General features: G+C 37.6%; 10 protein-coding genes. 7 read left to right on the top strand and 3 right to left on the bottom strand.

The genetic code is table 11. The annotated features are described in order from the left end of the window. Window positions 1-36 precede the first annotated feature (36 nt). Entirely contained in the window at window positions 37-2,703 is a 2,667-nt protein-coding gene (locus tag MHB65_RS08360; RefSeq protein WP_342443095.1) for a PBP1A family penicillin-binding protein, read from the bottom strand. A 2-nt stretch (window positions 2,704-2,705) separates the two neighbouring features. Next, on the bottom strand, window positions 2,706-3,350 hold the full coding sequence (gene recU, locus MHB65_RS08365) for a Holliday junction resolvase RecU (RefSeq protein ID WP_205442477.1): 645 nt from the start codon (window positions 3,348-3,350) through the stop codon (window positions 2,706-2,708). A 380-nt stretch (window positions 3,351-3,730) separates the two neighbouring features. Between recU and MHB65_RS08370 the strand changes: the two genes are divergently transcribed. The 3 genes from MHB65_RS08370 (at window position 3,731) to MHB65_RS08380 (ending at window position 6,788) form a co-directional block, all read left to right on the top strand. Beyond that, window positions 3,731-3,925: an endonuclease gene (locus tag MHB65_RS08370; RefSeq protein ID WP_205442478.1), complete on the top strand. Its 195-nt coding sequence runs from the start codon at window positions 3,731-3,733 to the stop codon at window positions 3,923-3,925. A 210-nt stretch (window positions 3,926-4,135) separates the two neighbouring features. Continuing rightward, window positions 4,136-4,519 carry a YppE family protein gene (locus MHB65_RS08375; RefSeq protein ID WP_342443096.1) on the top strand — a complete coding sequence of 128 codons (384 nt, stop codon included), beginning with the start codon at window positions 4,136-4,138 and terminating at the stop codon, window positions 4,517-4,519. After that, window positions 4,494-6,788, top strand: a complete 2,295-nt coding sequence (locus tag MHB65_RS08380; RefSeq protein WP_342443097.1) for a DEAD/DEAH box helicase — start codon at window positions 4,494-4,496, stop codon at window positions 6,786-6,788. The genes MHB65_RS08375 and MHB65_RS08380 overlap by 26 nt, the downstream gene beginning before the upstream one ends. Window positions 6,789-6,798: 10 nt before the next feature. Here the strand turns inward: MHB65_RS08380 and MHB65_RS08385 are convergent, their stop codons facing one another. Then, the gene (locus MHB65_RS08385; protein WP_342443098.1) at window positions 6,799-7,182 is read right to left on the bottom strand and encodes a hypothetical protein; all 384 of its coding nucleotides are present in this window, start codon (window positions 7,180-7,182) and stop codon (window positions 6,799-6,801) included. Window positions 7,183-7,290: 108 nt separating this feature from the next. Between MHB65_RS08385 and MHB65_RS08390 the strand changes: the two genes are divergently transcribed. The 4 genes from MHB65_RS08390 (at window position 7,291) to MHB65_RS08405 (ending at window position 11,877) form a co-directional block, all read left to right on the top strand. Then, window positions 7,291-8,139 carry a hypothetical protein gene (locus MHB65_RS08390; protein ID WP_342443099.1) on the top strand — a complete coding sequence of 283 codons (849 nt, stop codon included), beginning with the start codon at window positions 7,291-7,293 and terminating at the stop codon, window positions 8,137-8,139. After that, a complete protein-coding gene (locus tag MHB65_RS08395) occupies window positions 8,132-10,573 on the top strand; it encodes a hypothetical protein (RefSeq protein WP_342443100.1) in 2,442 nt (813 codons plus the stop codon). Before MHB65_RS08390 ends, MHB65_RS08395 begins: the two co-directional genes overlap by 8 nt. 111 nt (window positions 10,574-10,684) lie before the next feature. Continuing rightward, complete coding sequence (locus MHB65_RS08400; RefSeq protein WP_342443101.1) at window positions 10,685-10,891, top strand: hypothetical protein; 207 nt, start codon at window positions 10,685-10,687, stop codon at window positions 10,889-10,891. Then, on the top strand, window positions 10,891-11,877 hold the full coding sequence (locus tag MHB65_RS08405; RefSeq protein WP_342443102.1) for a hypothetical protein: 987 nt from the start codon (window positions 10,891-10,893) through the stop codon (window positions 11,875-11,877). Before MHB65_RS08400 ends, MHB65_RS08405 begins: the two co-directional genes overlap by 1 nt. Window positions 11,878-11,928: the final 51 nt, after the last annotated feature.

Below are 11,928 nucleotides of genomic sequence, written 5' to 3' on the forward strand. Positions count from 1 at the left end.
ACCGAGAAGCAGAAATGCTTCTCGGTGTTTCTTTGTCTACTCTGTGCTTTGATCTTCTTCATTTGGGTTGGTAGGTTCGGTAGGTGGTGTTGGCTGCTGATTGCCATCGTTATTGCCATTGTTTCCATTATTGCCGTTATTTCCATGCCCATTGCCATTCCCATTATTATTGTTGTTATTGCCGTTGTCACCATTGCCATTATTGTTATTACCATTATTATTATTGTCCTCTTGACCAGGATCAATCGGTAAGTCAATTTCTGGCTCATCTGGATCTTCGGTTTCCAAATCTTCCTCAGGGGTACTTGCGATCTGGAAGGTAGTTGTACCAGGTTCACTGCGTGTGCCATCTACAATGGCTACGACAGAGATTGTATAATTACCATCTTCAAGCGTGTTCGCAACAGTTAAGCCATTAGTGTCCGCTGTACCTAGGATAACCGTTTCTCCACCTTGTCGTGTGGCAGAAACTTCAAATGAAGTTGGTAATGGTTCATCTGTTTCAGGATTTAGGATGGCATCATGTTCCCAAGAAATATTGATGGACTGTGCTCCTAAATCTAAGCTTGCCGATACGTTATAAGGTGTAGATAGCTCTGGCGCTTCATAGACCTCAGAAACTTCTGTTGGTTCCGTACCGCGAACGAATAGCTCTGTTTGACGTAGTTCGCTAGGTGTATACTCACTTGCCAATCTTAAAGGTTTAGAGCCAACTTCCACCGTTGCTTCTACAACTGTACTTGGCTTTTTAAAGCTTGCTGTTTCAACGTTCGCTGAAATTTCTTGCATAATGGTCTTAAATAAGTTTTGAGGTAATCGACGTTCTTCCCATGTTGTAATGGGATCAAAGTGTTTTTCATAGCCACTCCATATAGCAATGGAATAATTTGTTGTGTAACCTGCAAACCATGAATCTGGCACACTCGTATTCGGTAAATTATACTTGCTAAAATCTTCTGCTGAGTAGTTGGTTGTACCTGTTTTACCTGCGATATCTAAGCCAGGAACATTGGCAGCAGTACCAGAAGCATCAGGCTTATTGCCGACTACATCACGTAGCATATCTGTTACCATGTAAGCCGTATAATCGTTCATCGCCACTTTAGACTCAGGTGTGTAGTTTTTAGACGTTTTACCATCACGATAAACAATTTTTGTAATCGAATGTGGATCTGTATAGACCCCGTTATTTCCGAAAGCAGCATAGGAAGCTGCCATTTGAATAGGGGAGATGGTAATCGCACCACCGCCAATTGCATCTGACTCGTATAGGTTTTCTGTTTCAATTCCTAAACGTCCAACAAATTCCTTGGCTTTTTCAGTGCCGACCTCTTGTAATGCTTTGACAGCTGGAACGTTACGTGAAGCATATAATGCTTTACGAGCCGTCATGGCACCCATATATCTGCCATCCCAGTTCGTGATTGTTTGTTTTGTACCTGTATAATTCATTGGTTCGTCAACAAGTGTTTGACCTGTAGACCATTTTAAATATTCGATTGCTGGACCATAGTCAACTAATGGTTTCATTGTAGAACCTGGTTGATTATTTGTTAAGTCCTCGGCATAGTTCCAGCCACGTTCTGCACCATATTTACGACCGCCACCAACGGCTTGAATGGCACCTGTCTTTGTATCGATGACAGCCACACCTGACTGAATATCTTCAGTTGGGAAATTACTATCATCATTCATCACATTTTCTACAACTTGTTGAGCATTTGGATCAAGCGTCGTATAGACTTTGATTCCTTCTGCCATTGCCGAACCGTCACCATTATTTTCTAATTCATTAATAACAATATCCAGGAAGGCATCATATTTGGAACCTGCAAATGATTGGCGTGTTGCATCATCCGCTAAACCTGATTGGACTTCTGCTTTCTTTGCTTCTTCCATTTCCGCTTTAGAAATTTTTCCATGTTGATTCATTAATCCTAGAACGGTATTACGACGTTTTTTTGCAAGCTCAGGGTTTTTTAATGGATTATACGCATTTGGTCGTTGCACTAGCCCTGCTAATAGTGCTTCTTCATCTAAAGTTAAATCTTTTAATTCTTTACCATAGAAGTATTGTGCGGCTGTGCCGAAGCCATAGATACGACCTGACATAAGCATTTTATTGAAGTACATTTCAAAAATTTCTTCTTTTGTATACTTACGTTCTAACTGGAAGGCAAGCCATGCTTCCTGTGCTTTACGCTTTAATTTCTTCTCGTTTTGTAAAAATGAGTTTTTGACAACTTGCTGTGTGAGAGTCGATGCACCTTGTGCACCAAAGCCATCACGGAAGTTTGCTAGAATGGCACCACCAAGACGATAAAAATCCATACCATGATGCTCAAAAAAGCGTACATCTTCTGTTGCCAGAATAGCATTGATCATATCTTCAGGTATATCTTCATATTTTATATATTTACGGTTTTCAGCACCGATTGTTGCAAATAATTCACCGTTTTTATCGTAGAACTCTGAAGAAACAGGATCTTTCAATAATTCTTCATCGAGCTCTGGAGCCGTGCTTGCATAGAAGGCAAATAATGCAGCTCCTCCAATTAAGCCTGCCACACCGATAGCTAAGACTGTTAAGAAAATGCGTTTAAACCATGACTTAGTGGATGAGGCTGGTTTGGTTTTTTTCTTTTTATTTTTTTCAGCGAGAGCTTTTTGATGCTCTCCACGTGTTCGACGACGTTCAGTCATTCTTATTTCTCCTCACTTTCAGACCCGTAGCATTTTGCATCGATCAATTGTTGGATGATGGGTAAATAATCGATACGTGGATAATAACTTGTGGGAATTTCATATGCCTCTTCTTCGATTGTTGAAAAGGGTATCGATTTACGATCGCCATTGTCCATTGCTTGCCAGGCCTTTTGTAAAACTTCGTATGGCACAATAAAATATCGTTCAAAAGCAGAAAAGCGAACGATAATAAAAGCCACACCATTTTGTTCCGTCACTTGCTGCATATGCGTCATTTGATGCTCATGAATATTTTTTAAAGGGAAACTTGTTTTGGAAGCCGTTTCCTTTGCATCAAAATCTATATATTGCCCATTCCAAACACCATTGTAGTCGGTTGTAGAGGGTGTTCGAAAATAAGCTTCACGAATGACAGCAGCACTTCGTGAAGGGTACTCTACTTTGACGATTTGCACAGGAACAGGTTTCTTATGAATGATAGCAAGTCGCCTTTTTATATAATAGTCGTTTGCTTCATTAATTTCATCTTCTAGCGTCTTCCCACGATTACTAAAAGATAAATCTTTGTTTTTGCTCTTTTTTTCTGTTTTCTGTACAGAAGCATTTGGGGTATACAATTTCCCGTTTGGATAACGAATTGTCATTAAGCTCACCCTTTACCTTACTGCTTTTCTATCCACTAGTTTACCATGTTTTAGTGGCTATTCTCTACCTCCATCAGTCATGTAATTGTTACTAGAATAGTAGAAAACCGATGGTAAGTATGAATAATTTGCGTCGAAAAATCGCCAGCTATCTTATTACTCGAATCGTCAAAATAACTGATAAATTTAAATAGGCCATTAGGATGAAAATATGCTCACATCGAGACCTTTCATTCATGACGATTTTTCAGATCGAAGGTTCATTATTAAAATTTTATCGAAAATCTTCTTCTTTCAGCTAACTTACGCTTATTTTGTCACGCATGAAGGTAATTCTATACATGCGAGGAATACTAAAGTAAAGCAAAGGAGGCGTTATTTTGAACAAGTTAGAACAATTAGTTGCGCAGTTAGATCTGGTCAATCAATTACTTTTCACGAGAGTGTCACTGGAAAACAATGCTCATGGGTTGCATCTTTTTATGCAGCTCAAAGCGGTTAGCCAAAAAGTAAGCTTAGCAGAAAAGAACTGGCAAGTAAAGAATGCTTGTTCGCCTATTAGTAGTGAAAAATGATAGACTTTGGTACACTTATCTCATAAGCAATTGAACTAACGCAATAGCATGAAAATTGATACAATATTTGCCATAAAGGTGAGGTAAATAGGTGTCAAGAATAGTGATATTTCCATAGTGGACATGCTGGACAAGACATATTCACCATGTATATGCAGTCACTACGAAATATATTTGCTATGTGTAATTGATGAGAGATGAGGTGCAAAATTGTTAGTTATCCAGCAAACATCCAAATTAATAGATGAATGTGATCAATGTGTTTCACGTTTTTGGCAAATGCGTGAGGAAGATCGAACACCCGATTTTTTTCAAGAGGTAAAGCCACATGCAGATGAAATTCATCAACTGTTGAAGGAATGGCAGCAAGAAGCCAATAAATGGATTCAAAAAAATCGACCGAAATACATGCATACACAACAAATTGCTTCAGCGGCAGAATCGATGGAGCAATTTGTAGTGCAGTCTTTTTATAAAGAAACAAGTAAAAAACGTTTTTTAGATGCGATTCACTCTACCTCCTATACATTGAAAATCTTTGAACGATTAGTAAAGGAGGTAGAAGCGGGTGCTATCGAAGAAACGAACGATTAGTGAGCTTTTACATGAGTGGAGATATGATGAAGAACTAAAAGAGCGTATCTTGCATTGGCAAACATTAGAAGGACGCCCAGCCAACTATGCACCTTTTCCGGGAAATTTACATCCGTCTTTAGTGAAAGCCTTGCAGGCAAGAGGTATCGAGCAGCTTTATACACATCAGCGAGAGGCTTTTGATTTGGCACAGAGTGGTACGTCTTTTACAGCAGTTACGCCAACTGCTTCAGGTAAATCTTATTGCTATCATCTGCCAGTGCTACAAAAAATAATGGAAGATAAAAATGCGCGTGCCATTTATTTATTTCCAACAAAGGCATTGGCACAGGACCAAAAAAATGATTTGAATGAACTAATCGAGCAAAGTGGTGAGGAGATTTTAAGCTATACGTATGATGGAGATACGGCTCCAGGCATTCGCCAAAAGGTTCGGAAGGCTGGGCATATCGTGATGACAAATCCTGATATGCTTCATTCGGGAATTTTACCGCATCATACAAAGTGGGTTTCACTTTTTGAAAATCTTCAATATATTATCATTGATGAATTGCATACATACAAAGGTGTGTTTGGTTCCCATGTGGCTCATGTTATTCGGAGATTAAAAAGAATTTGTGAATTTTATGGTAGTAAGCCTGTGTTTATTTGTACATCAGCTACCATTAAAAATCCTAAGGAGCTTGCTGAGCTGCTAACGAATGAATCACATATGCTCATTGCTGATTCGGGTGCACCAGTTGGCAAGAAAACCTTTCTTTTTTACAATCCGCCGATTATTCATAAAACATTTGGCGTGCGTAGAAGTGCTGTTTTAGAGGTTAGTGATTTAGCCAAAAGGCTGTACACAGCTGGCATTCAATCGATTATTTTTGCTAAAAGTCGGGTACGAGTAGAGATGATTGTGACCTATTTAAAGGAACTTACACGTAATAAGCTGCTTGATGAATCTGTTCGTGGCTATCGCGGTGGGTATTTGCCATCTGAGCGACGTGTCATCGAAAAAGGCTTGCGTGATGGGACGATTCAAACAGTAGTTAGCACCAATGCATTAGAATTAGGTGTCGATATCGGTCAATTACAAGCATGTATTATGACGGGTTACCCGGGAAATATTGCGAGTGCTTGGCAGCAAGCAGGACGTGCGGGGAGACGTCAGGATGAGGCATTGATTATTTATGTTGCACAATCTTCCGCATTGGATCAATATGTGGTCAATCATCCACTATTTTTACTAGGCAGTACACCAGAGGAAGCACGTATCTATCCAGAGAATATGCTGATTTTAATGGATCATTTGAAATGTGCCGCCTTCGAGCTACCCTTTTCAACAGGCGATTCGTATGGGGAATATGACATACAGGAATTGTTGGAATATTTAGCAGAGGAAGGGGTTGTCTTTAAGACGAGTGATAAATGGCATTGGATGAGTGAGCGTTTCCCTGCGCATGATATTAGCCTGCGCTCTGCGTCACAGGAAAATGTGGTTATTATTGATTTGTCCATCCCTGCACAGACAAAGGTCATTGGTGAAATGGATCGTCATAGTGCCATGACACTCTTGCATGAAGAAGCCATTTACTTACACCAAGGCATTCAATTCCAAGTGGAGAAGCTTGATTGGGAAGAAAAGAAAGCCTTTGTACGGGAAGTAGATGTAGATTACTATACAGATTCCAATCTAGCAGTTGAAATGAAAGTATTGGAGGAGGATCGCAGCCGTTCATATGTGGGCGGTACGATTTGCTTTGGTGATGTTGGCTTAGTCGCACAAGCAACAATTTTTAAGAAGATAAAGTTCGGTGGAAAACAGGACAATATCGGGTCGGGAACAATTCATTTACCACCTGATGAAATGCATACTAGCTCATCTTGGCTATCATTTGATGCTCCATTGAAATGGACAGAGGCAGAGTTAGATGGAGCTATGATTGGTGCTGCTTATGCCATTAATGCATTTATTCCGATTTTCATTCGATGTGATAGTAGTGATGTAGCTGTCGTACCACAAATAAAGGCAACGCATAATGAGCTACCAACATTTTTTGTTTATGACAAGTATCCTGGTGGTATTGGTCTAAGTGAAAAAGTATACGATTTATGGGAGCAACTTTTGGACAAAACGCTACAACATGTATCAAGTTGTCCCTGTGAAGCAGGTTGCCCATCCTGCATTGGCGTTCAAGACAGCTTGAATGAATCAAAAGGGTATGTTATAAAATTGTTAAGCTATTTAGTGTCCCAACTAAATAATGAAAAGGAGCGTTGAGGGTGAGCCTTCAACGCAATTTTTCTTCGCGTATAAGCTTGTATATCATTTTTCTGTTTATTCCTGTGATTTTTTCGAGTTGACGCCCTGTTGCATCTGGATGTGATTGTAGGGCTTTTTTTATTGTTTTTATTCTTTTCTGGCGCATTTCAGGTCCCAATCTATTAGGCGCTAAATGCTTAAATGGACCAAACCATTCTTGATACTTAATAAGTGTGCTGTAATTACTGTGGAAATGTTTCTGTAAACGCTCAAGCGAAGCACCCTGATTTTTGTTTAGGTATGTTTGAATTGCATTATATTTTTCTCTGGCAGCCGCATACATTTCTCTTTCTTTAACAGCTTCCATTGTTTCAATATCGATGCGAATGTCCAGTGTGACTTGTTGTGGCAACCTAGCGTGCATAATTAATAAATCATTAGAAACATCTAATGTTGCGGTAGGAAAGATAGAACCAATAAGTCTTTGTTGTTATTACGTCGCGAGTTTGAGCGTTACAAAGTGTTAATAATTACTATGGATGCTGATGGAGTGCCAACTATTTACGATTACGCTACTGTAAAAGATCAGCTCTCAACATGGAGGCTACCACGTGAGGATGCTGAATATTTATTAGTGTCTATAAGTGATGTAACAAGTCAAATAAGTGTGAACTATGGTATAAAGTTTGAAAAAGTACCATTTGAGCCGTTATATGAGTTTCGTATAGGACAACTTAATTGTTTACAACTAAATGGCGTGGCAGTATCACCTTCACCAGCATTAAATACTATACAAGCTGAAGTTTTTTATAAGGAACTTGATGAATATGAAGGCCTGCGAATAACTTTGCTACGTGAATATAGATCCTATTATATTGGCATTCGGACATATGATAGTAAAGGTAAAGCAACTGATAGGGAATATACAAGTATTACTGACTGGACTTTTCCTCGAAAAAGCGTGATGCATATGGTCATTAGTATTATGGAGAAACCACCAAGTGTATTTGACCCAAGTAAACATAGGCAAGCTTGGTATGCGATTAAATTTACAGAGCAAAATAGCGAAGTTATCGATCAACTTGGACCTCAATTATTTCTAGAATCAGAAACAGTAAAAGCATCCTCAGGGGGTGCTCGTTTTGATTTTACAGAAACCTATACAAAAGTTATTAGTGTAGCATTAGGTGTTGGTAAAACTGAACAAACAGAGCTTGTTACAGGAGAATGGTCACTTGTAGAAAATGAAGAAGGAGTTACAGGAGTGCTAGTGGATGTAAAAGGTCTACTGTCTGGAGAGGTTAGCATCAGTGTACAAGCAGTGTGTCAAATGGGTCTTGATGACGAGGAGAGTGAGGTAGATGGCTAATGGTTTATTCGGTGGCGGGAATGGCACTATAAACAATCCTTTTTTAGTAGAAGATGCTGAAGATTTAATTGCTATAAGTAATAAATCAGGAGACCACTATTTTTTACAAACACGAGATATTAATTTATCAAGTTATCTAAATTGGCAACCAATTGCAAATGCAAGTGGTACACATTTTACAGGCATCTATAAAGGAAACAATAAAAAGATAACAGGATTTAGACATGTAGGAACAGAAAATTACTTTGCATTATTTGGTTATTTATCGGGAAAATTAGAGAATATCACACTTGAAGATATAGATTTAGAATGTACAGCTTCTGGAACAAGTGCGTATCATGATTGGGCTGGATTGACGCCAGGACAAAGGTCTTTTATATATGCAAGTTCAAGAATAATTAACTGTCATGTAACAGGAAAAATTAAAGTTAATAGGAAAAATTCATTAGGTGGCATCGCAGCCATATTAGATACGATAAATGTAGAAAAGTGTTCATTTGAAGGTCAATTACTTGGAAGTGTATCAAATGATTCAATCGGTGGAATTGTAGGAAGAATCCGAGGGAAAACAAATATAAAGAACTGTTACAGTATCTCTACTGGTAACAGTTTTAATTTAGTGGGCTATTTAGAAGCCAATAATTTAAAAACAATAGAAAAGAGCTATGTAGTTAGTGGCAGGATTATTGGTAATAAAGCTAGTGATGTAGAAGTGAGTAATTTATCAGTTGTAGATTGCTATTATGATAACTCTATTGAAAGTAATGGATATGGTACACCAAAATCACTAACAGAAATGAGAAACCGAGCAACCTTTACCAATTGGATGTTTGACAATGAATATGTGAGGTTTTGGTCGATTAAAGAAGGATTGGACTATCCTCGATTTTCGCGAATATTGAATATAGAATTAATTTATCGTAACTCAATTGGAGGTATTGTGGATAGATGGTTTTGGGAACATGATGTTATTGCAAATGATATATATTTATATAGTTGCGATAATCAAGAAGTGACTTCTCTTGGTAAAACGATCATTTACTTGCCGTGTGAAACGTCTTGTGAAATAAACACAAAAATAAGTGGGAAATTAGGTTTTGAAAAGATTAATAGAACCATAACAGTTAATAGTGATACCCAAATTGTCATTTCTGCACAACCATACGATTTTGTAAACCAACGGACGTATTATTTGTATACCCCACAAGATTTTTTAGAAATGAAAGATGAATTCGGAAACTATATTGTAATGAATGATATTGATTTTAAAGGTTTTGAATATAAAATTCCTTTTGATGTCCCTTTTTTGGGTGATTTTAATGGTAATAACAAGAGATTGAAAAATCTCGTCATTAAGAAAACAGTAGAAAATGGAGGCGAAGGATATGGTCTTTTAGGTAATACAGTAAACGCCACTATTGAAAATATTGTGATAGAAAATAGCACAATAACAGACGAAGAAGGACAATTGTATTATCCTTCTGGTTTCATAGTTGGTAAAATGGAACAAAGAATTATAGATGAATATCAACCTGAAAAAAATAGATTAATGAGTTTGCATAATTGTATTGTTAAGGATTGTACATTAAAATTTGCCAATCCTATGTACAATAATTTAGGAACATTTTTAGGGACGGTATCAACACAAACGGATGCCTTTGGAGCTTTAGAACTGTCAGATTACACTATGATTAAATCACTAAAATCTCGTAATGTTGAATTTGATTTGAATGGCGGTGCTACATTTGGTGGTGTAGCGGGATTAATTCGAATTGAAGATGATAAATTGTTAGATATTGCAGCAGATGTGGAAGTATATACAGTATTTGATTTTAACAATACTGATGGCGTTTTAATTGGAGGGCTTTTTGGTCAAGCTAATTTCCGTAATGCGAATCTACAAAAAGTCGGAGCAAACACAAAATTGAAAAATGTAGCGCCAATCAATTTCGGTTTTGGTGGACTGTTTGGACAAATCGATTATCAAGAAGTGGCACATTTGGAAAATTGGTATGCAGATACAATTATAGAAAATGTAACAGTTAATAGTGGCTTCGGAGGTATCGCAGGTACTTGGGGACAAGGGAATGCGACAGAAATCACATTCAGTAAAGGATATATAGCAACAGCTACAGAATTAACAGCAAATACAGAGCGAGGTATTGGTGTGTTTTGGGGAAATAATAGCATGAGTATTTCTCCAGCAATGATAGACATATTTATTGATGCAGACATAAATAATTTAATACAAAGTGAAGATCCTACAATGCTCAAGAAAACAGCTCAAATGAAAAATAAATCTACATTTACAAATTTCGATTTTGAAGACGTTTGGGTGATCGATCCAGGTAATTATCCAAAGTTTGAATCTTTAACAAAGCGTGCAATCATACTTTGTAAACGTATGCCTTTATTCAACTTTAGGAGGAAATAAGATCTTGAACATAGTTAAGAAAAAAGTTAATAAAAGGTACAATAAATAGCCCTATTTCTCAAGTTTATTTGAGGAATAGGGTGTTTTTATTAAATAGAGGAGGGAAAAATAGTGGATTTTACAAAAGTCAAAATGATTCGTGATGCACTGGGCAGTCCAATTCCGCAAGCGTGGGATGAAGCGCAGAGAAAATTTGTACCCTTAATTAATCAAGGGAATCAAGAAAAATCAAATTTACACATCTCTACAAATTCGCCTAGTGATTTAGATGGTAAGGATGGGGATTTGTGGATTAAGTATACGGAGGTTGATGTCTGATGGCAGGTGGATTATTTGGTGGCGGAGATGGATCAAAATCTAATCCTTTCCTTGTAGAAGATTTTGCTGATTTTGAGGCTATAAAGAATCACTTAGTAAAAGAAGATGTTTACTTCCAACAATGTAATGACATTGAGTTCAATTACGAAGGGGACTGGCATCCTATTGGCGATTATGCTAATGGTCCATTCGGTGGCGTTTATGATGGAGCTGGATACGAAATTTCTAACGTAATTTCAATTGCGAAAGAAGGTCATCCTGGTGGACTCTTTGGATTTATAATAAACACTTCTATTTTAAAAAATACTAATGTTATTAATATAACTGCAACAGGTACAGATTTTGTAGGAGGGCTTGTGGGGCATCAGCAAGGACTTGTAGAAAGATGTACAGCAATTGGAGAAGTAAACGGAATTAACAATGTAGGTGGATTAATTGGTTTTTGTCAAAGAAGCGTTACTCAATGTAGCTCTAGGGGGACAGTTAAAGGAAAGGACTGTGTTGGCGGGCTAATAGGCACAGGCTCAGTAATTGTAGATCCCGTACTTATCTCTGATTCTTATGCAGTAGTTGATGTAACAGGGACTGAAACAGAGTCTGGAAAGGTAGGAGGATTAATAGGGAAAACTCATAATATACAGATTACTAATTCTTTCTTACAGGGAAAAATTAGAAGTGATTCTATTGAAAAAAACTATATAGGAGGATTATTAGGCAGTGTCAGTGAAACAACAGTTTTGTCCTCTTATTATGATTTAGAGAAATCTGGGATGAGTGATGTAGATAGGGGTACACCAAAAACCACTACTGCACTAGCAGAACAATCTACTTTTGTAGGATGGGACTTTGATGAAATTTGGAAAATGGAGAATGGTAGACCCTGGTTAATCTTTGAACAGGCTATTCAACCTCCTGTTTCAGGCTTACCCTGTGAATTTTATTTAAAGATTAGAGGGCGATGGTTTCGTCTTAATCCGACTAATTAAGGATTTATTTAATAGAATTTTTATTATTTAAAAAGAAGTGGATAATGTGGA

The organism is Lysinibacillus sp. FSL K6-0075, assembly GCF_038592945.1.
In the GTDB taxonomy this organism is placed as follows: Bacteria; Bacillota; Bacilli; order Bacillales_A; family Planococcaceae; genus Lysinibacillus; species Lysinibacillus fusiformis_F.

Coding starts and splice junctions, on each gene's coding strand:
- MHB65_RS08360 (WP_342443095.1), bottom strand. CDS start 2,703: ATGACTGAACGTCGTCGAACACGTGGAGAGCATCAAAAAGCTCTCGCT.
- recU (WP_205442477.1), bottom strand. CDS start 3,350: ATGACAATTCGTTATCCAAACGGGAAATTGTATACCCCAAATGCTTCT.
- MHB65_RS08395 (WP_342443100.1), top strand. CDS start 8,132: ATGGCTAATGGTTTATTCGGTGGCGGGAATGGCACTATAAACAATCCT.
- MHB65_RS08405 (WP_342443102.1), top strand. CDS start 10,891: ATGGCAGGTGGATTATTTGGTGGCGGAGATGGATCAAAATCTAATCCT.